At 35.1% G+C, this 22,654-nt stretch carries 16 protein-coding genes; 2 read left to right on the plus strand and 14 right to left on the minus strand.

Annotated elements, in window-relative coordinates; genetic code table 11:
- Positions 1 to 490: 490 nt before the first annotated feature.
- The 5 genes from N4A68_11400 to N4A68_11420 all read right to left on the minus strand — a co-directional run bounded on the left by N4A68_11400 (position 491) and on the right by N4A68_11420 (position 6,206).
- On the minus strand, positions 491 to 1,459 hold the full coding sequence (locus N4A68_11400; GenBank protein ID MCT4564899.1) for an ABC transporter ATP-binding protein: 969 nt from the start codon (positions 1,457 to 1,459) through the stop codon (positions 491 to 493).
- A gap of 29 nt (positions 1,460 to 1,488) precedes the next feature.
- Positions 1,489 to 2,331 (minus strand): ABC transporter permease, encoded by an 843-nt coding sequence (locus N4A68_11405; protein MCT4564900.1) that lies wholly within the window; start codon positions 2,329 to 2,331, stop codon positions 1,489 to 1,491.
- 4 nt (positions 2,332 to 2,335) lie between these two features.
- On the minus strand, positions 2,336 to 3,286 hold the full coding sequence (locus tag N4A68_11410) for an ABC transporter permease (protein ID MCT4564901.1): 951 nt from the start codon (positions 3,284 to 3,286) through the stop codon (positions 2,336 to 2,338).
- Positions 3,287 to 3,412: 126 nt separating this feature from the next.
- Positions 3,413 to 5,029, minus strand: coding sequence for an ABC transporter substrate-binding protein (locus tag N4A68_11415; protein MCT4564902.1), 1,617 nt, complete (start codon positions 5,027 to 5,029; stop codon positions 3,413 to 3,415).
- 925 nt (positions 5,030 to 5,954) lie between these two features.
- Positions 5,955 to 6,206, minus strand: a complete 252-nt coding sequence (locus tag N4A68_11420; GenBank protein ID MCT4564903.1) for a hypothetical protein — start codon at positions 6,204 to 6,206, stop codon at positions 5,955 to 5,957.
- On the opposite strand from N4A68_11420, the gene N4A68_11425 reads away from it, so the two are divergent.
- Positions 6,115 to 6,699 carry an MATE family efflux transporter gene (locus tag N4A68_11425; protein MCT4564904.1) on the plus strand — a complete coding sequence of 195 codons (585 nt, stop codon included), beginning with the start codon at positions 6,115 to 6,117 and terminating at the stop codon, positions 6,697 to 6,699. The two genes, N4A68_11420 and N4A68_11425, sit on opposite strands and share 92 nt — an antisense overlap.
- 404 nt (positions 6,700 to 7,103) lie before the next feature.
- Positions 7,104 to 8,957, plus strand: a complete 1,854-nt coding sequence (locus N4A68_11430) for a cohesin domain-containing protein (protein ID MCT4564905.1) — start codon at positions 7,104 to 7,106, stop codon at positions 8,955 to 8,957.
- 193 nt (positions 8,958 to 9,150) lie between these two features.
- On the opposite strand, the gene N4A68_11435 is transcribed toward N4A68_11430, so the two are convergent.
- From N4A68_11435 to N4A68_11475, 9 genes are all read right to left on the minus strand, one after another.
- On the minus strand, positions 9,151 to 10,755 hold the full coding sequence (locus N4A68_11435) for an S-layer homology domain-containing protein (GenBank protein MCT4564906.1): 1,605 nt from the start codon (positions 10,753 to 10,755) through the stop codon (positions 9,151 to 9,153).
- Positions 10,756 to 10,975: 220 nt separating this feature from the next.
- On the minus strand, positions 10,976 to 13,498 hold the full coding sequence (locus tag N4A68_11440) for a VWA domain-containing protein (protein ID MCT4564907.1): 2,523 nt from the start codon (positions 13,496 to 13,498) through the stop codon (positions 10,976 to 10,978).
- On the minus strand, positions 13,488 to 15,191 hold the full coding sequence (locus tag N4A68_11445) for a VWA domain-containing protein (GenBank protein MCT4564908.1): 1,704 nt from the start codon (positions 15,189 to 15,191) through the stop codon (positions 13,488 to 13,490). The genes N4A68_11440 and N4A68_11445 overlap by 11 nt, the downstream gene beginning before the upstream one ends.
- Positions 15,192 to 16,031, minus strand: coding sequence for a DUF58 domain-containing protein (locus tag N4A68_11450; GenBank protein ID MCT4564909.1), 840 nt, complete (start codon positions 16,029 to 16,031; stop codon positions 15,192 to 15,194).
- Position 16,032: 1 nt separating this feature from the next.
- The gene (locus tag N4A68_11455; protein ID MCT4564910.1) at positions 16,033 to 17,007 is read right to left on the minus strand and encodes an AAA family ATPase; all 975 of its coding nucleotides are present in this window, start codon (positions 17,005 to 17,007) and stop codon (positions 16,033 to 16,035) included.
- Positions 16,988 to 18,565: a hypothetical protein gene (locus tag N4A68_11460; GenBank protein MCT4564911.1), complete on the minus strand. Its 1,578-nt coding sequence runs from the start codon at positions 18,563 to 18,565 to the stop codon at positions 16,988 to 16,990. Before N4A68_11460 ends, N4A68_11455 begins: the two co-directional genes overlap by 20 nt.
- Positions 18,525 to 19,298, minus strand: coding sequence for a hypothetical protein (locus N4A68_11465; GenBank protein MCT4564912.1), 774 nt, complete (start codon positions 19,296 to 19,298; stop codon positions 18,525 to 18,527). Before N4A68_11465 ends, N4A68_11460 begins: the two co-directional genes overlap by 41 nt.
- On the minus strand, positions 19,291 to 21,339 hold the full coding sequence (locus N4A68_11470) for a hypothetical protein (GenBank protein ID MCT4564913.1): 2,049 nt from the start codon (positions 21,337 to 21,339) through the stop codon (positions 19,291 to 19,293). Before N4A68_11470 ends, N4A68_11465 begins: the two co-directional genes overlap by 8 nt.
- Before the next feature lie 52 nt (positions 21,340 to 21,391).
- Positions 21,392 to 22,558 (minus strand): DUF4430 domain-containing protein, encoded by a 1,167-nt coding sequence (locus N4A68_11475; GenBank protein MCT4564914.1) that lies wholly within the window; start codon positions 22,556 to 22,558, stop codon positions 21,392 to 21,394.
- Positions 22,559 to 22,654: the final 96 nt, after the last annotated feature.

Raw genomic sequence — 22,654 nt, forward strand, 5'->3', positions numbered from 1 at the left:
CTTCTACAAAAACTATCTACCATATGTAGTCTAAAATTCTTCAAAGCCATACCATCAAATATGCTTATATCTTAAGCAATTAAATCAAGGATGATATTCGCATATTAGGTTTAGCCAAGTAAGAGTTATGCAATTTCCTCAAGTACTAACCCCTGGATATTTCGTAATATTCTGAAATTTTTTTGCCTATTAATACATCCTTACACTTGTAGAATTCCCATATCCATAGGGGGATTAATTAATAGAATTTTTATAAAAAAGTTCTTTTATGTAAACCCTATATTATAGAAAAAATAAAAGCCACATTCAATAATCCTATGGTTCATAGGTTTATTAATGCGACTCTCCATATCTCCCGTCGATGTATTCATCTAAAGAAATTATACCATTTTAGCAATTAAATGTAAATATCAACTCAATTATTGAACTAAGGGTTAAGGTACATTGTTTTATAGCTTTAGCACTGTATTATGATTCAAACCTATTCTCTTTATTTCAATAACCAGCACATAGCTCTTTGATTATCTCCAATCTTAAAATAGGGAGGTTGCTTTTCCATACATATATCCATTTTATAGGGACATCTTGAAGCAAATGGACAGCCCTTAGGTGGATTTAGCAAGCTTGGTGCAGTTCCATCTATAGGTACCAGTTTTTGATCTTTCCCTAGGTCAAGTCTAGGAACCGATTTAAGAAGCCCCTTAGTATAAGGATGACTGGGCCTATAAAATATATCTCGAACGGCTCCTTCTTCCATAATCATTCCCCCATACATAACAATAACCCTTGAACAGATTTCTGCTACGATGCCTAAATCATGGGTTATAATAATCATAGCTGTATTTATTTTCTCCTTCATTTCCTTAATTAATCTTAATATCTGAGCTTGTATAGTAACATCTAAAGCCGTAGTAGGCTCGTCGGCTATCAGTAAATCTGGCTCACAGGATAAAGCCATGGCAATCATAGCCCTTTGTCTCATGCCTCCACTGAATTCGTGGGGATAATTGTCTATTCTTTTTTCCGGAGAGGGTATCCCTACCAGCCTTAGCATCTCAATAGCTTCGTTTCTTGCTTCTTTTTTCTTTAATCCTTTATGCCTTCTAATAATCTCTATCATCTGTCTACCAACGGTATATACAGGGTTTAGAGATGTCATCGGATTTTGAAAAATCATTGCCATCTTATTTCCCCTCAATACCGACATTTCTTTTTCCGATTGCTCCCTCAAATTTGTATCTTTAAATAAAATTTCTCCATCTACAATTCTACCCCTATTCTTTAATAATCCCATAATGGATAAAGAAGTGACACTCTTACCACTTCCTGACTCCCCAACAATCCCAACGGTCTCTCCTTTATATATATCAAAATCCACTCCCCTTACCGCCTTAACTTCACCCTTCGGTGTAAAAAAGGAGGTCCTAAGATTTTTAACCTGCAGTAGTTTTTGTGACATATCTATCACTCCATACATATCTATTTCTATCAGTCATTTATCTTTGGTTCAAATGCTACCCTAAAAACATCACCAAGAATATTGAAACTAAGTACAGTTAGTAGGATAAGTATACCAGGAAACATAGCTAGATATGGTGCTTCTCCTATAAAACCTTGGGCATTTTTTAACATACTTCCCCAGGAAGCATTGGGTTGTTGGACTCCTAGTCCTAAAAAACTCAATGCGGATTCCATAAGTATTGCCCTAGCCATATTAATAGTGGCAGCAACAATTACCGTTGACAATATATTGGGTATAATATGCTTTATAATAATATTCTTGGAACTTTGTCCTGCCACCTTGGCATATAGAACATATTCTCTTTCCTTTATGGAGAGGGTTTCTCCCCTCACAATTCTAGCAATCCCCATCCAACTCAATAATCCAATGATAATTATTATATTATGTACACCTGGGTCCATATATGTGTTTGCAATTAGAATTAGTATGAAGGCCGGTATACTCATCAATATATCAATACCTCGCATTATTATACCATCGACTTTTCCTCCGAAATAGCCACTTATCGTCCCTACTATAGTTCCTATGGTGGTAGAAATGAGCATTGCTAAAAAGCCCACAGTAAGGGATATCCTCCCACCGTATAAGGCCCTTGTAAAATAATCTCGTCCATAATCATCGGTGCCAAAGAAATGCTTAATACTGGGCTTTACTAATCTATTGATAATATCTATTTCAGCTGGATCATAGGGTGTTATGAAGGCTAAAAGGGATGCAATAACTAATATCCCGATTATTAATATAGCGGCCTTTGCTAAGTAGTTTTCCTTTAACTGAATTTTTATATTTTCTAATATCCGTTTATTCATACTATCACCCCAAGTCCCTAATTCTAGGATCAACAAACCCATATAGGATATCTGCAATCAAATTCCCTACTATAAGTAATAAAGAAGATATCATTGTTATTGCCATAATTATAGGATAGTCAAAGCTAAAGATTGCATTTATTCCAAGACGTCCCATTCCTGGCCAGCCAAATACCGTTTCCGTAATAAATGCTCCAGCTACAAGTTGTGGTAAAGACATTCCCAGTATAGTTATTACTGGTAAAAGGACATTTTTTAAAATATGATTAAATAGAATTTTTGTCTTGTTTGATCCAAAGGCATATTGTATAGTAACATATTCCTCCCCAAGCTGACTAATTGTATTTGATCTAATATATCTCATTATTTCCGAAATATTACCAAAACTCAGTACAATACAAGGCATTATACCATGTTTAATTACATCACCAAAGGAATTAACTCCAATCGTATGCATGCCCATACTAGGCAGTAAATTTAATTTTAAAGAGAATATATAAATAAGCATCATTGCAAACCAAAAACTTGGGATTGAAATTCCAATATAAGAAATGATATTTAAAACATTATCAATAAATTTATTTTTATTTACTCCGGCTATTAGTCCCAATGGAATTGACACAATTAAGGCCATTATAAGGGATGCTCCTCCCAAGCCAACTGTAGCAGGTAATCTCTCCATAATTTGATCTAACACAGGTCTATGATTTATATATGAATATCCAAAATCTCCTTTGAAGATATTTTTTATCCACATAAAGTATTGAATTATTATAGGCCTATCCAGTCCCATATTATGCCTGATTCTTTCAATATCCGCTGGACTCATTTTAGGTGTTACAAAGGCCTCAACGGGATCTCCTGGGGCCAACTGTATAAGCATAAAGGAAACAATTGATACAAATAAAAGCATGGGTATGGCTTGTATTATTCTCTTGATAATCAATTTAATCATAATTTCTCCCCTAATAATTAAGAAGAAAATAGCCAAATATATTCATACTACATTATACATTGGTCTATTTTCTTCAATGGTATATAGAGATTCCAGTCAAAACTTTAATTTAGGACTCTCTATACTTTATTCAGTCATGTAAAGCTTAGATAAATCTTCAAACATAAATATAGGAGCAGGTTTAGCCTCTTCTATTCCACCATATTTTTTATTGATAGCTACAATAGATTTTGGGTAAGCTATTGGATATTCTATCATATCTTCAACTATAGTTTGTTGTATAGTTTTATAAAGCTCACTTCTTTTCTCCTTATCAGTCTCAATGGCGGCTTTTCCCCATAGATCATCTATATCTGAGTTACTGTATCCCATAAAATTATACATTTGTCCAGTTTTGAAAATACTTTTATATACATCTGGCTCAGAACCCATTACATAACCATTAAAGGCCATGTCAAAATCTGTATTTTTAGGATTTAGTAGTTTTTGATAAAATGCACCTCTATCTAATGCCATTAATTCTACATTTATGCCAATACCCTTTAATCTTTGTTGAATCACTAATCCTTGACTTTCTTGATCCTTTTTAGAGTTAATATATGCCAGTTTTAGGTTTAGGTTTTCTACACCGGCATTAGCCATTAATTCCTTAGCTTTTTCAAGGTTATAATCAAAAGGATTTACATCATCGGTATAAAAAGCTGTATCTGGAGTAAAGATAGAATAAGCTGGGTCAGCATAATCACTTGATATGTAAGCAGCTTTTACAAGTTCATCCTTATCTATTGCATAGGCTATAGCTTGTCTCATATCCTTATTTTTTAATGTTTCGTTATTTAAAATAAATACCATATTGTTTAACATACCCTCATTAAATGTAAATACATTTAATTTATCATCCTTAGAAAACTTTTCCGCATCATTAGCTGAAATATATTTTGCTGATAATTCTCCTGTTTGCAATGCAATATTTGATGTATTTTCATCTCCAATAACTCTATAAACAACCGTATCTAGATAGGCTTTTCCACCATAGTAGTCATCAAATCTTTCAAGTATCACATTTTCTCCCGATACAAATTCTTTAAATTTAAATGGCCCTGAGCCTACTGGACTATCATTTTTTTCGCTCTTGGCTAAATCCTTTTCTCCTTCAAAAATATGCTTTGGTATTGGATAAAATTGGTCCATACTTCCCATAAAGGTCATTGAAAGCTCCGGCAGCTTAAAGTCCAATGTTAAATCATTGATTTTATTAACTTCAATTTGTTTACCATTTATAATGAAATTTTCTCTTATTGTACTATTTTGATTTGGATCTAATATCTGCTGTAATGTAAATATAACATCATCGGCAGTTAGTGCATGTCCATCATGCCATTTTATACCTTCTTTTAGTTTCAAAGTGTAGGTCATATAATCCTCGGATGGCGTAATACTTTCAGCTAGATAGTAGTGAACTTCTCCATTATTTGTATTATATAAAGGATCATATAATGCATTATTAACAGTCATTGTAACTCTATCATTCCCATATAAAGGATTGAGTACTAAAGGATCGCTTCCTATTGGGAAAACAATACTTCCACCATTCATTGGTTCTTTAGCTTGCTGTATATCAGTGTTTTTTTGAGTATCTCCATTGTTATTTTCTTTTCCTTCCTTAGCTGTTTCCCCTCCACAAGCAGCAAGAAAAACCATACATAATATCATTATTCCAGTAAATATTTTTTTAAATCTCATATTATTCCTCCCTAAGAATCATATTTTCTCGGAATCACCCGAGTATAATGTTGTAGGAATTCCCTAGAAACATATACCCTTTGACACATTGAATTCTCTAAATACTAGGTAAATGTCTCTGCTTTATTTCCCCATGTATTATATCATCTACAAACATAAGTATGAAATAAAATTTTTTTATACGAAAATTTTATTTATTAAAAATTTTTATGTTGTACCTATGCAATCCTATAGTTTAGGACTAGATACCCGAGTAATACTTTCCAATAAATATATGGATTACTATATAAATTATAGACCTCAAAAAAACTTGGGAACTGCCCCCAAGTTTCTATAAACATAATTGTATAAATCTACAAAAATTACGTCAAGTAACCATATGTTTCATATCCACTTTTTTCTTTATATAATACTAATGTTTCTAAGAACCTTTGTCTTTATTCATCATTTTCAAACAAATCTTGTCTATAACTATGTCTAGGGAACGCAATAATTCCATCCCCTAGACACTTTAATACTCTACCCCAAGGCTTAATTGGATATCTTCTTTGTGGTACTTAAAACAAATTTAATGGCTGCAAAGTATGCCTCTTTCTCTTCATTACTCAGAACCCGGGGACAGGTTGGCTGTCCTGTTTCTATTCGCTAAATTTGAGGATGTAAATTAACTTATTCTTAGGTTTGCATAACCCTATCTTATAGTGTGTCAAAACTTAGAAATTTATCAGGGCTAAAATGTACGGAAAACCCCGAACTTGACAAATTTACAAGTTTTATAATTAGTTTGGCTGGTTAATAGGCTCATATGAAATTATGGTTAACCGTTTAAACAAAGATTTATTTGCACCCCCGTTTACTGTGCTATTATGCAAGAAATCGGGACAAAACTCCTGTCATTTTGTCCCATTACTGTCCCTTTGTCCCATTAGATTTTTAGTCCTACTTTCTTTCTATATGAGAAAAAAAGTATATTATCAATTACAAAAAAGAATTTCATTCCAAAGTTTGATGAAATTAAAGATATAGTTAGTGTTGGATTTACTTCATTTTTATCAACAATTGGAGCAAGTGTAGCTTCAGTATTCTTGAATCGTGCATTAATCACATATGGAGGAAATGCAGCAATCACTGCTATAGGTGCTATAAGTAGCTTATCCACTTTATTTTTGATGCCCATAATAGGAATTCAGCAGGGTATGCAACCAATAATAAGCTACAATCATGGTTCAATGCTTAAAGATAGAGTGAATAAAACTGTACTATTGAGTATTATAATATCATCAGCATTTGTCGTGATAGTGTTCGTTTGCCTACAGATATTCCCTGAAACTTTCATGTCTATGTTCTTAAGCAAAGAATCCAGTACCATGCAGGTGGCTGTTACAGGATTAAGATACTATATAATTATGCTACCAGGATTAGGTATAGGCTTTATTGGCTCAGCATATTTTCAGTCAATCGCTAAAAGCAAAGAGGCAATAATTTTGGGCTCTTTAAGACAGTTTATATTGTTAATCCCTTTAGTTATAATCTTACCAAAACTATTTGGTTTAAAAGGAGTATGGTTATCTACTCCCGTGGCTGATGCCATCACAATATTAGCAACGACTATACTATTAATCAGGGATATTAAGACTCCTTATAAGCAAGTAATGGTACAATCAAGCTAAAGATTTATTTAAGTAAATGAAGGAGCTGTGTCAAAATGATTTGAAAAACCATTTTGATACAGCTCCTAGTTATATCTAGGGGGACGGAGTTATTGACAATATTATGTTTTAGAAACATATTGTCGATGACTTCCTAGATAGTCATGATCATATTTTGTCTATTTATTCATCCCAATATTATGTGATATATTCCTGTTTTACTTCTCTTGCATACTACTCTTTGCGTATTTATTAGCCTATGATTATTCTAACAAATTGTTCTGTGTGGAAGCATCAACTCCGACCCCTTGCTTCTACTATTGGAGATATAGTCGGAAACTGTCGGAAAAAATTACTACTAATGACGAATTATATAAATTATGATATAATATGTTCGAAATTACATAATTTAAGGAGGCCGAAAGATGAAAGCAAAAAAATTAGGAAGCTATTTTATTGTAGTTATGTTAATGGTATCATTTGTGTTTAGCAACTCAGTATTGAGTTCATATGCTCACTCTACATTAACAGAAAAAACAAGCTTAAAAAAAATGAAAGTTGGTGATGTAATTAGAGCTAATTACAAAGCCAATGCTGGAAAGATTGGCGCATTTAGTAACTTAGGACAGTCTACAGGGGATTTAATACCTGTTAGCTCATCAAAATCCCCAGATGGAGATTTTTATTGGATATATGTTGGAGATGATGAACAAGGTAGAATGAAGTTAATTGCTGATAGAAATATACAAAAGGATATTAGTTGGGATGCTTTAAATGCAGATAAAATAATTGAAGGTCTATCTGATTGTAAAAGTTATGTTCAATTTAATGATAGTTCATATGTAGATTTTAGTAGAGCTTTATCTGAATTAGGAAATAGTGATTTTACTATTGAATTCTATTCATCATATACCGATACTAGTAGAGATATAATACTAGGTTCATATAACATGGGTGGAAGTTGCTTGAATATTGAATGGCATTATGGAAAAATAAGAGTATATCCTGCTGATCTTTATAGTCCTCAGAAATATGAGGTTGGAAAAATGTATAAGATCACAATAGCTTTTAGAAAATCCGATGGAATGCATAATATATATGTAGACGATAAATTAGTTGCTTCAAAAAAATACAACTTACAATTAAATTCAGATTATAAACCACGGTTAGGTTCCGATGGTAGGAGTGGCACTATTCGACTATCCGATAAACTTGCTGATTTTAAAATTTTCAATTCTTACAAAACACCAGAAGAAATTAAGAACTCCAAACCTACAAATTCTGATGTTGTATTATGGTATGACTTTAGAAATATAAATAATAAAACTATTATTGATAGTTCCGTAAATAAGATAAATGCAACTATAAATGGATCACTTGAATCTGTCACAAAGGGAAATAATCTAGGATATGGGACTATTCGCTGTATTGAAGGTGGATTGGAATGGGATAAAAATATAGTTAACAATACCCTTAATGGTAAAATAACAGCAGGAGACAATAATATTTGGAATTGGCAAGGTATTTATTCACTTACTTCGAGCAATGATAATTCTCAAAAAATAATTAGAGGAAATACTTCCCCAGACGGTTCTTCTCATATAACGTCTTCTGAATTAGCCGGATTTAGACCTGTACTTCTAGTAGAAAAAGAGGATGAACCCTCAGTGAACTCTAAAGTATTGAATATCGAACCAGAAAAAGAAAAAATAAAGCAAAATGAAACTGTAGCAGCTAAATTGGTTATAGACAACCTAAAAGAAATTGTAGCAGAAGATATAAGAATAAACTACGATGAAGAAAAACTAGAATTTTTAGGTTTTGAAGAAATAGAGGGAATGAAATTAGTAAAGTCCATTGAAAAAACAGAGGATGGTTATCTAAGAGTTATAATAGCAAGTAAGGGTGAATCAAATATAGTAAATGCTAAAAAAATATTGTTGAAATTAAAATTTAAAGGTATTGGTATAGGAGAAACCGTTATTAACATTGCTAAAGGAAGAGTTACAGACGGTATAGAAATGGAAAAGGAATTAACAGAAGATCAATGTGGAGAAGGAACAATAATAATTGAAGTCTTAAAGGATGTTAATAACAGCGGGGAATTCACATTGCTAGATTTAGGAATTGATGCTAGACATTTATCCAAGGATCCAACATCTTCACAATTATCTAAGTATAATACTGATATTGTTGTGAATGGTCAGATAGATGATGCGGATTTATTGGAAATAGGAAAACTTATATTAAGCAATCCAAACTATACACCAAATAAATAGAACATAACAAAAGGATAGGATATTTACTCTATCCTTTTATTATATTTACAATTCAACCTTTGCAAATTGAAAACAATATAACCAATTAAGGCTCAAAAAAATTCCCCAAGAAAGAAGCACACCAATCTATTGACAGACTCCATAAACAACTTGATAACATCAGTTTTCGATAAGCTCTCATATATTTTACCCTTTAATCCAACTTCTCCCCAAGCCTCACAAGCCCCCATGCACACTGCACTCTATTTACAGCTTCCTTTGGTTTAAAGCCTTCATATATAAAGCCCATCTCCTTAGCTAGCTTTAGGTATCCATATGACCACTCTTTACCTTCCTCATTCATTGTTTTAGCCTTTTCTTCTAGTCCTGCTGCTCTTATGAGTATTACCATTAACTGCTCTCCTGTTATGTTTTTATCGGGGGAGTTGGTGTCATTAGCAGTTCCAGTTATATAACCCTTGTCGGCACATATTTTGATGCATTCATCTGCCCAGTTGGTATCTGGGAAATCCTTTGAGCCTTGGACTTCACCCTTGAGTCCAAGGACATTTACTAGGTATTGTGGGAATTCTGATCTAGTTACTGATTTGTTTGGCTTAAATGTTCCATCGGGATAACCGGATAAGGTGTAGTCGTATACTAAATCCATTGTTTCCTTAAAAGCAAAATCTTCCGGTTTATAATCACTAAATAAGCTCTTCTCTGACTGGGGTCTGTATTTTTCATGGAGCATTTTAAATACTGATTTGTTATTATAGGCACTTGCCATGCCATATAGGCTTTGTTCAGTGGACATTGCATTGCTAGATACTCGATAATTTCCGTATTCACTTAATACATGGGTAAAGCTCCCATCCTTTAATTGAAATTTAAGTAATGCTGTGGTGGGATTATTCCCATCTTTGGTGGTCCACTGTTCTCCCATTGGGTCTTGGCCTATAGAAGTTAGTGCCAGGATTACCCAGGAACAGCTTTCTGGATTTACTGATCCCCAGGACTCAAATCCACCGTCGTCTATCTGTCTTTCATGTAAGAAATTCAAGGCTTTTTGTACCACTGGATTGGATTCATCCTCTCCTAACATTCCAAATGCCATAAGGGCTGCCGCCGTCATATCTATATCGGAATCAATCAAAGCATAATCCTCTGGGTCTTCAAAATATTTCACATCATAGGTATAACCCCCATCGGGATGCTGTTGTTTTTCTAACCACTTTAGGGCCTTATCCTTATCCGGAATTGGCTCACCCGCACAATAAAGGGATATAATTCCGAAGATATGGGCATTGATCAAATCCTCTCCCACGGGCTTTTTAGTTTTATTATCCTCTACGGAATCTGCAAATTTGCCGCTGGACAGCATGGTATTTTTTTCTATCTCCACAAGATTTAACCCACCAAAATTTCTAGGGTCTTTACCCGCCGAGCATACGCCAATGATAGTCCTTTGGTAATCTGTGTTTGCCGATTTTCTAAGCCCTGAGCCCTCTTTTACCTGTTGCTCCCTCCAATATACTCCGTTTTTGCCATCCTTTGTTGTCCATTTTTCTCCACTAACATCTTCTTTAAATCCAAAAAGTCCGAGGGCTGGCCAATCAAGGATTCCTTCAAATTCATTTTCCTTGTAATTGTTATAGTAGTAGTCTATTGTTTTCTGAGCCTTTTTATAAAGCTCCTCTCTAGTGAGCTTTGAAGTCTCAGCATATATAGATGTGGCAAATGAATTAAATATAAAGATTATGGTAAATAAGGCTAGAGCTAAATTGAAGAACCTATTGTTTTTCAATCCTTTTAACATTAAAATCCCCCCTACGCAAAATTTTGATAACTGTACGCCAATAAAACTCAAGAAACGAAAGTAGACTCTGAGGTTTCCTTTTAGCTCCCTTTACAAAACTGTTTTGTCCTCTTTTTATTCAAAGGATAAACGGGTTTGTAGGAGGAGCGTAAAAGGATTCTCAGTGGCTACTTGAGTAAATCAAACTCACAAGCGTACATTTATAACATTACCCTATTACTTAAAACTTCCTTATAGCAATGTCAGCTATAAAAAGCATTAAAGCCAATGGCAGTAGTATAAAGCTTATATGGATATCAGATTTATTTTTTCTTATGGGCTGTTTAAATACATTGATTTCTTTATCAATAAATCTGCCATCCGTGGCATTGCATAAAGCAGTTAAGGTTTTTATTCCACTTTCCCTATCTAGCCCATACTCTGGACAATAGTCTAGATTTATGGTTTTAGTTATGCTTTCCACGGCCCCCTTAGCATCAGTCAGTTTAGCTGTTACATAATAGGTTCCCTCTTCATCTAAAAAGAAGCTTCCTCTATATTTCCCTGTGGCTACCTGCTTTAACGACATAGCTCCCTTGGATTTATGTGGTCCCTGTACCACCATTTCCATCTTTTCATTGTCCTCAGCCTTGGTGTTAACCACAAATGCCTCTACTTTGCCTTTGCTTTTTTCTAAATAAAGCTCCATGCTTTTATTGGATTCATGGGAAATCACTGAACTAATTAATGATGACCATTTTGATTGAAAGCTATGCCACTTAATCCATGAATTACTCCACCCGCCCTTAAGATCAGAAGTCCATACCAAAACTTTTCCAAGTCCATATTGCCACCCTGCTAGGATAGGATCATCTAAAGGACTTTTCAAAATAAGTTCTGCTTCATCCTTTATGCCTGTACCTATATACCCCTTTAAATTGGGCAGTACATCCTTGCTAAAAACACTTTTATCCACCTGTATGGGGGTAAACTCCTGGTTATTGATATATTTTTTAGTCGCACGATAGGTTTCCTTCGCAAATATGTTTGGTATAGCTTCGAAATCCTTGACAAAATAACTCCTGCCCTTTGTTTCCTTAGACAACCTTTTTAAAACCCCTTGATCTGCATCGTAACCCATTGCCACCGTGGATAGAGTTATATTATTTTTCTTCATATTATTTATAAGGGTATCATAGCCCTCCTTTTCCCCCTGTCCATCGGATAATAGTATGATGTGTTTGATCTTTACTGGAGTGTCTTGAAGCTTCTTTATTCCTTCACTTAGGGAGGGTATGATTAGGGTCCCCCCCTTTGCCCCAAGCTTCCCTATATCCTCCTCTATTACTTCTTTATCCCTGGCAGATCCAAGGGGTACTATCCACTGTAGAACATCTGAAAATGCCAATACTCCAATATAATCATTATCTTCTAGGATACCCACAGATCTTATGGCGGCTTCCTTTGCCATATCTATTTTCTTTATTCCACCGCTTTCATCGTCCATACTTCCAGAACTGTCTATAATAAGTACCAGTCCAGTATTAGGCTGCTTTTTATTGCCCTTCATTTTACAGCTCACCGGGAGCATATGCTCTAAAACAGTATCCTTATAGCCTCCCAGGGCAAAGCTTTCTTCACCGCCAACAACAATAAGCCCAACCCCAAGCTCCTTGACACATGTGTTGAGATTAGCTTCAAAGCTGGAGGAAATAGAATCATGGTGAATATTTACTAGGAATATACCGTTGAATTTTGACAAGAAATCTATATTGTCGGCAACCCCATTTGGTGTGCAGCTTTGCAGTTCAAGCCCCATGCTTGTAAGAAGATTTTCCACTATATGAACATCTTCCTTCTTTCCAACCACTAGTACCCTAGGTTTATGTCCCATTTGTAAGCTTCCCGTTACCCTGTTGTTTTTCAGATTATTGTCTTCTTTAAAGACTATTTCCCCCCTATAATTCATATTTGATTTATTATTTAATGTTATATAATACTTAAATATATTCTCTCCTTTACTTACCCTTATGTCTTCCTTTATTAGAATTTCATTTCCACTATAAAAATAAAGGGTGCCTTTGGTATCAATGGTGCTATCTATTGTTAATTCCATAGGTATATTTTCTGCTTTATGTATATTGTTTGGGAGTTCTATGGAAGTCAGCTGTACATCATTTCCCTTATAACCGTCTATAGGATATATCTCAAGATTGATTTTCCTTTGTCTTAATTCATTTGCAGCCTCTAAAGCATCTCCAGCATTTTCTCTTCCGTCTGTAATCAAAACCAATCTTTTATTTGATTTTTGAGGAAAGTAGTCTGCTCCAAAGTCCAAAGCCCCTTGTATATCTGTAAAATATGGGTTAGGCTCAGATATTAGCTTAATATCTTCTATCCTATCCCTAAGGGACATATCTACCATGGGCTTTTTCCCAAAGGTTATTATTGCGGCTTTATCCTTAGGTTCCATTGAAACCAGCTGACTATTTATATAGTCCTCTATTTCCCTCTTACTATCCTCCATACTTATGGAGCTGTCTACCAAAAAAATAGTAGTGGTATCCCTAGAGGTCACATTTATAGTCATTCCAGTTAAAGATAGTATAAGGCAAATCAGAGTTAGCAATCTAACTAATATCCAATACCTTCTTCTATTAGGCTTTATTATTCTACTATGCTTAATGATTTGAAATGTGAAGTATCCCAGTATAACAAATGAAAACAATATAATTTTAATATCCATACCTCCGTTAAATGTCAACCTTAAACACCTCCCACTCTAACACCATGAATATAAGCAGAAGGATGATTATGATATTTTTTAAATCTATCCTTTTTAAAGAATTTGAATAGAGTGTATTGGATTTTTCACTTCCCCCAATGGCAGTGCTGTAATTTATATTCTCCATATTTGGAGGATTGACGAAAAAGCTTTTTATAGTGCCAGCATCATTAGTCAGCTCATAGCCTCCAACCTCATCCAGTTCAATCAATTCTCCCCTAGAAATATCTCTAGTTTTTGTTGAAGTTTGTAGCTTTACACTGCTGCCCTCCACATATATTTCGTCTCCGGGTTCATACCAATTTTTTTCTCCTTTGAAGAACCATTTCATAATATTATCTACTAGTATGGGAAAGTCTGCCTTCATAGAAAGATTGGTTTTACTCAAATCTATGGTGGAATAAATCTCCTTAATATCGGAATCCGTTTTATATGCCATTACAGTTCTTTCACCAACCCCAAGGATGCTTTGCAAATCATTATCTGACTTAAGATATGAAAAATCCTTTAGGTATATTTCCCTAAGCTTTATGTCCTTTGAAAACTCTTCATCAGTTATTTTCAACTCCCCATATTCCTGTAAATATTCCCCAAGCATGTTTTCATTAGGATTCAGATACCAAATTTTCTTAAGATTTGAAGTCTCTTTTTCCTTCATATATTTATTGATTATATATAAATCAAAGCCACCATCATCATTATATTCATTAACAGTTTTTAAGTTTATATAGGGAAGACTTTTTAGTGCCCTTTGAAGAAAATAATTTTCACCTATCATAAGAACCTTCTTTTTGTATCTATCCCCTATGGGCAATATGAATTGATTATCAATGGACAGCATATCTTCTTTTTTAATTGACATTTTTAGGCTTTGAGAATCATGGGGAACATTGATCCAGTTTACATCAATGATGTCATTAGAAGGTATATTGACCCTTTGAATATCATGCCAGCTGTTTTCATCCCTTAATTCCAAGATCAAAGATTTGTCCTTTTTTCCGTAATTTCTTATTCTAAATAGTGCCGTATCATTATAGTAGTCATAGCTTCCGTCTATAATCCCTATATTTTCAATCTCCCCACCAACCTTTATTTGTTTATCCCCAAATGCTAGGTTTTTGTCAGTAAATAAAATGATGGGTTTAGGACATGATGAAAGCAGGGTATCAGTACTCTTTATATTTAAAGCTTCACAGGTAGCTTTGATTTTAGTAAGCTCCTTTAATATCCTTTGTTTATCTCCAGCCTCTATGATCTTTTTAGTTTTTCTTCCTAGGATAATTAAATCCATAGAAACGTCATCATCGATGGTGTTCATATAGCTTTTTATCTCTTCCTTGGCAATTTCCATTCTAGAGTCACTATTTTCCTCTGCCATCATGGTCAAGGAGGTATCTAGGGCTATGATTAGCCTTTCCCCATCAAAGGTATCAATCCATATAGGGCCAGCAAATGCCATAACTATCAATATACCTATCAAAAGCTGAAGTAAAAGAAGTAAATATTTATTAATCCTATTTTTCTTTATTCCCTGTACTTCCTCTATTACCTCATCCCATAATCCAAGATAGGATATTTCCCTTTCTTTAAATTGCTGCTTCCTTAGATGAATAAGAATTATAAGGGGTAAAATTAGAGAAAGCAACCACCCTAGTGGATTTGAAAAACCCATTTAAATCACCTCAGTTGCCTTGGCTATGATATCAATTGGCTGCATGTCACTAGTAGAAAAAACATATTTTATATCCCTAGAGTCGCAGGCTTTTTTACAATTTTCTATGAACGCCTTAGTTTTTTGTCTATATATTTCTTTAATTCCCTCTTTAAGTAGCACCCTTCTATATTCCCCCGTCTCCTTATCTATAAGCTTAAGCTCTCCAGTGAAGTCAGGTTCTATTTCCTGGGGTGACATCAAGTGTATAACAACTATATCCTGTTCCTTTGAGGAAAGATAATCTAGTACATTTAAAAAATCCTTATCAAACAAATCGGATATGATGAAGGTCATACCCCCACTAAGACCCTTTATATGGGTTAAGGAATCAAAGCTGGTTCTGCCCCTTGGTACAATAGAAGCCATAAGGTCTATTAACCCATAAAAACTGTCTTTACTTTTAAGATTTTCTCTTAGTAACTTCACTTCATTATCCATGGTATATATGTTAAGGATATCCCTTTGATTTAAGGTTATATATCCAAGTCCCACTGATAAAAGTTTTGATAGTTCAAATTTGTTAGGCTTTCCAAAGTCCATGGATGCACTGCAATCCAGAATTACATTCACCCTCATCTGTCTTTCCTCGGTGAATTCTCTTATATAAAAGCTCCCAGTACGAGGATATGCCTTCCAATCTATCCTTCTTATATCATCTCCTGGACTATATATCCTATGGCCATAGAAATCATGGGATAATCCCAAGCCCTTACCCTTCCTATTTCCCCTAGGTCCTTTTATCAGTCTTTTTCTGGAACCTATGATTATATGTTCTATTTCCCTCAAAAACTTCTCCATATTATTTCACCAGCTTTAATATCTCAGCTATTATAGTATCCGTATCTATTTTTTCAGACATGGCACGGAAATTTGTGAATATCCTATGTCTAAGACAGGGATAGGCCATTGCCTTTATATCCTCAAAGGAAACATTAAATCTTCCCTCTGAAAGGGCTCTAGTTTTTGCCCCCATTATCATTCCTTGTATCCCCCTAGGACTTACTCCACATTTTACGAAATCCCTTACCATGGGTATTTCACTTCTGTCAGGATGGGTAGACAGCATTATTTTAATAGCATATTCCTTTATAGGAGCAGCTATTGGAACATTTGTGGCGGCTTCCTTCATGCTTATTATGTCTTCCTTGCCTACTATTTTTCTTAAACTCAGACTTTGCTTTCTATTGCCTGTAGTTAAGTCCATTATTCTGGACAAGGACTCCATATCTGGAAGGGTTATCATTAGTTTAAACATAAATCTATCCAGCTGTGCTTCTGGTAATGGATAGGTTCCCTCCATTTCTAGGGGGTTCTCCGTTGCAAGGACAAAAAAGGGCTGGGGTAGTTCATATGTATTATTGCCCACAGTAACGGTTCCCTCCTGCATTGCTTCCAATAAAGCACTTTGGGTTTTAGGTGTAGCTCTGTTTATCTCGTCGGCGAGTATCAAGGAGCTAAATATTGGCCCTCTTTGAAAGGTAAAATCAAAGCTTCCATCCTTTTTATCCACTAAAAAGGTTCCCAATATATCTACGGGCATCAAATCGGGAGTAAATTGAATACGGGAAAAGGGTAGGTCTAAAACCTCGGAAAGAGTTTTGACAAGCTGAGTTTTACCAAGCCCCGGAGTCCCCTCCATGAGTACATTCCCCCCGGAAATTATTCCTATAAGTAAATTTCTGATTATGTGATTTTGTCCTATTATGGATTTGCCTACTTCCCCTTCTATGTCTTCGAAATAGTCTCTAAAGCTTTTAATCATCCTTTTCTCCATCCTTCATACCTCCATTTATCTGCATAAAATATTCCATAACCAGCTCTCTTCTTCCCACGGGTATATTCTGCTTGTATACGTATTTCATTCCTTCTTTTTCATATTCCATCAGGGCCCCCTGTAAATCCATCTTTTCACCCTCCACAGCTACAGCCCCATTGGAAAATTTACTGGTGATATTTCCAGCTTTTGAGCTTTGTCCAGAAATCCTTGAGATACTGCCATCAGCTTCTCCTAGCCTATTAGCTTCGGTAGCCCCTTCTACTTCTCCAAAAATCCCTTGATCAGTTCCTTTTCCAGAGGCAAAGCCTTTGCCTCCTCCTACTCCCTCGGTATTGTCCATGGCTTTATTCCCAACGCCTCCAGCCAAAAGCTCATTCCCTTCCCTATCACTTCCTCCACCGGAGCCCAAATCAGTTTTATTTCCCTGTGTAAATGTAGACACTTTATCTTGTCCACCCCTATTCTTTATTCCCCCATCGCTTTTTGCAATAAATCGCTCCTTGGTTTCCCTAAGCTCATCCAGTATGCCCTTTTCTAAATCCTCAAGGGCTTCTCTATCCCTAAGGGATTTAATGGTTCTTGCTAAGTCTTCCCCAGTAAAGGATTTCTTCTCTAAATCTTTTCTTATTTCATTAAGTTTTTCCTTAGTTATTGTGGTATGGGGTCTTTTCTCCTCTAGCTCAAGTCCTTGTAGCATTTTCTCCTGTTCTTTATCCGTAAAGCTTCTGTTTTTGCTGAGCTTAATGACACCTTCCATATCTCCGCTTTTCAAGGCATTTTTTAAGTCTTTATTAGCATCCGAGGCTCCTTGAAGGGCCCCACATAGTCCTTCAAGGGTATCAATATGATCCTTTCTCCATATATCTTCAATTTCCCTTTGAGCATGGTATATCTCCCCTGCGGCTTCATTAAAATCATAGGTATTCTTTAATCTTCTTTCTAAATCCTCCAGTATGTCCCTAGCCTTCCCTTGAAGCTCCTTATCCTTACCCAAGGAGTTATCCTCTTCCAGCAGCTTTTTTATCTCCTGGGCTTCTCCTCTAACTATTTTATTGATTTCTTCCCTTTCCTTTGCCAACTCTCTGGTTTCAGTAGGTAAATAGTATATTCCAAGGGAGATACAGATCATTAGTATACTAGCAAACAGCCTCTTCCCCCTTAATCTTAATCTATGCTTTTTGAGAAAATCGCCGTCCTTAAGTATGTCCTCCAAATCTTCTAGGAATACTTTTATAAGGGGAGTATTCTCTTCCCTATACTCTATATAGGTTATAAGCCTATCCTCTAAGCCAAGGCTGTCCCCTAGGTAGGCTGTATCCTTGAGCTTGGGTCTTTGGAGCAATCCTATGGTCAAAGCTATCGTCATCACTAAAGCCAATAGATATACTGCTTTTTTTAAAGGGTATACCAAGGGGTACAGGTGAATAAATGCCATGAGTAGGGTAGCGATTATTCCCGAGGCCAACATACCATTTATCAACCAGTTTAGGATTCCTTCAGCCCAAATTCTTCTCCTAAGCCTCTTCAGCATCAGGTCTGCTCGATGTTTTTCCATGCTTTATTCCTCCTGCTTTACTAGGTATGCTTTTAATTGTTAAAGTAAATGAAGCTATGGTTATAAAAAGAGAGAACAAGATGCTTGTTATTATAGGAGCTTCACCTAAATAATTGGTACCCCCTATTTGTGTATATAAAAGTCCTGTAATTGTTAGCAATGGATTTATAAAAAAAATGTTTGGAAAATCATTATCATATACTGTGGTTACAACCAAGCTCCCGTATTGAGCATAAAGATATAGGAATACTAGGGTTAATATAAGAACAATAAATATAAATAGAATCAAAGTAAAGCTTGTGAAATTCCTCATTTTATCCTTCATGTTTAAATACTGTTTAAGGCTCAATAAAGCTGTACCCCAGCATATCTGTATGATTAATGGTAAAACAAAATTGACACCATTTAGCTGTCCTGCCATAAATATAATTAAAATAAGGGGAATAGAAGCTAGTGAAAGAAGACTGCTCCCTACAAGCATGGAAATATACCCCCTAAAAAACTTACCCTTTGAATCATACCTTGTTATTTGACCATAATCCCATAAAGGTACTAGCATTGTAAAAATCATAAATTGAAATATTATAAAGTAAAGATACCCTTTATTATAAATCTGAGGGTCATAGCCATGGGCCCTATAGGCCACCATAAATATATATCCAATCAAGGCCGATGAGGATATCAATAAATAAGTAAGTATCAAAAGTAGATTTCTATTGCTGATCCTATTCATATAGCTCATCTCCCGGATTTATTTTACCCTTTATAGATATCTGTGGAATGATCAGTCTACCCGCACCTGTCACTTTTAAAGCTAATGGTCGATCTTGGGTATAGTTCATAAGCCTATCTCCTTCAAGCATTCCAGTGTTTAGACTTTCCCACATGTGTTTATTGTGATTATATAGCTGTAGCTTTACTTCTCCGCCTTCTATATTAGTAAAAATAGAAATATTGCTAGGCTTAAGGGAAGATGGTATTACATAATACAGTAACAATTCCCCTCCTTTTTCCAAGCTGTATTCATTTCGTAAATTTTTAGATAGTTCCTTGTTATGCTCACAAATGGGCTCTATAAATTTGGGTGGTAGTGATATTTCTGTTCCCTTAGCCTTCATATTTATAGGACAGATATTTAAACTAAGGTTCTTGATTTTTTTATTTTTACCATTGATAGAAATTCTTCTTTCATTTTCAGAAAAACCAACGAGCTTGCAATTAATACCCTTGGTTTTTATATGACTCAAATAATATTCAAAAATCCCCCTTTTATAGGTATCAAGACCAGCAGTTTGAGATATATTGGCTATATAATTGTAATCACTAAGGTTAAAGAGTCCGTGGTCAAGCTGATATTCTATATTAACTTTTTCTTTACTCTTTATATCTCCTAAGGGTACCATGGTATCTCCTATTATCAAAAAAGCGTTATAAAGTCCATGGGTCAAAGGATTGGTCAGCTCTCCACCTACTATATCCTCACTTAGCTCTAAGGTTAATTTGGACTTATCCCCACTATTTCTTTCTTTTATAAATAGATAGTGGCAATTGATGTCATTATAAATAATTTCTTCCTTTATTGGATCCAATATATAATTTTCATTTGTCATTTCCTTTGCAAAATCTGCCTTAGATATGTCTACACCCATTACATCCCCTTTATAGGGATAAATATTAGTTAAACTAAAGCTTGTGGCGGCTTCTTTATGAAGAATTATACTACTGCATACTGCTTTGGTGCTTTGAAGCCCCCCGGCCCATGCCATAATATAAAATAGAGATGATACCCCCAATATTACGATAAAAGCTGTACCCCTAGGTCTTTCTTTCCAAAGAAGGGTTCCGATGATCAGTATAATATATATTAGCAGTAGAATTGATAAAAGCAATAGCTTATCCACCCTAGGCTTAAGAAGATGATCTGCTACAAACTGTAACTCTTCACTGGCCTGAGCCTTGTTATCTAAATGACTTTCCTGGATTATAGCCTCTAATCCCCTTGGTGAAATATATTTTTCAATGGAAGCTTGTATTAGCTTTACATTCTTTTCCTTGAGAAGATTAGTTGATAATCCTACCACCCCTCCATCCCCAAGCCTCTCAACTCCATTGATATGGGAAAATACTCCCGTCAAGGTTTTATGTCCAAACTCCCCCGTTCCCACTAATGCTAAACCACCTCTGCTAATCCACTCTAAAAGAATGTCTTGATTTTCCTTTGATAAATTACCTATATTAAAATTATCTATAACCATAACATTGATATTTTCTAACTCCTCCAAAGAATAGGATAGCTTTTCATCTAGCTTTATAGCCACTACTTGTCTATCTTTCAAAAAAAACGGCTTTATACCCCTTACATAATATAATTCCTCTGGTGTTTCACTTACCAGCCCTATGGCTAGGGAGCTTGAGCTTATAATCTCTGGAGTAATATTTTTACTTGATACAATATCTTCTCCACTCATAAAGTAAACCTTTATAGGGTTATTGACCTTAAATATGGGTATTGAAAATTCAATGGTCTTTTTTGTTCCCTTTGGTAGGCTAATGAAGCTTTTATATACTCTATCGTCCATTTCTAAAACTAAATTTCCTTCAATATCCTTATCCTCAGATACCATGGCTATGCCCACTGGATTAAGCCCACCAAGCTTACATCGTCCTTCAAATCCCACCTTTACATCAAGGGTTAAGTCCGAATGAGCATGGGCTTGTATGAAAAAAATTAAGAAAATGACTATACCAAATGCTACTTTTTTGATTTCCTTCATCTAAAATCACTTCCCCGTATACTTTAATACTTTAGTATTTTTTCAGTATGTTTCAGTTTAAATAGGGTACGTTTTCTATTGCTTCTTTCGTTATAACAGCTCCAAAATACTGTTTTATAGACTGGGGTTTATTTATTAGCACATCTAAAGCCAATCCAACACCTTCTTCATCGATTCCTGTAACAAACCAGATTGGATTCGTGCTTCCCATACCAGAAGCATTGGCATAGATTGCTCCCGCCTTTTTATCATATGATTTTATTATTTTCCCCTTAAAATTTAGTGAGTGGAGCTTATCCTCATCAAACTTAGCATATACCCCTACAAGCTTACTTTTTTTATTGGTTTTTTGAAGTAATTCACTTTCCTTAGACAAGTCATCCCATTTGCCCAATAAAATATAATACTTTGAAGGCTTTTCTAAAGCAGTTGGATCATAGGGGCTAATATCTACTTCCTTTACACCCCGACTTATGAGACTTTTCTTTAGCTTTTCTGCTCCATCCTTAAATTCCTCTGTATACATAATGACCGTGCCAGGGTTTTTACCCCAGAACCCATTTTTAAATGGCTGGGGATAAGAGCCTATAACCGCTGGGATAAACATAGTCATGCTCCAGTCATGGTAATCCCACCAAATTTCATCATCGGACTGAGGTCTATACTCCCCAATGCCTATGGGTGCCAATATTCCATTTACCCAGTAGAACCAATCCTGCTTTTTTCTCTCTGAGCCTGTAAAAAAAGTGAACTTGGATTGAAGTCCATTGATGGAGTTAACAAAGCCTCCACCATATGCGGTTTGGATATCTAGATTTCTAAACATTACCTCCATTCCCACCTCGTCCTTAACAAGTCCTACATTTTTTCCAAACATCTTTGTATGACCAAAATCACTGGTTACTATGAGATTTATATGATAGGGACTGCCAATATCTCCAGAAGCCTTGTAATCTCCTGAGTTCTCCTCCGCCGGAGTTCCTTCATTATATTTTACTTCCCCCTGTACAGGTCCTTTATATCCTGTGTATGCCCCGGTATCTATTACTACCTCAGCACTTTCCTTTGATTCCTTATCCTTCTGATTTCCCCTACTTTCTTCTTTGCTTATATTTGTAACTACTTTTTCCCCGTTATCATTACATCCAAATAATGAAAGAATCATTACCATTAAGAGTAATAGGGCTACTGTTCTTTTATTTATATATATTGTATTCACATCTAATCCGCCCTTCATAATAGAAATTACTATAAAACAAAAACTAGAGACACAATCTATTTTATATAAATAGACAATGCCTCTAGTTTTCTAGTC

The sequence above is a fragment of the Maledivibacter sp. genome, assembly GCA_025210375.1.
Taxonomy (GTDB): domain Bacteria; phylum Bacillota; class Clostridia; order Peptostreptococcales; family Caminicellaceae; genus JAOASB01.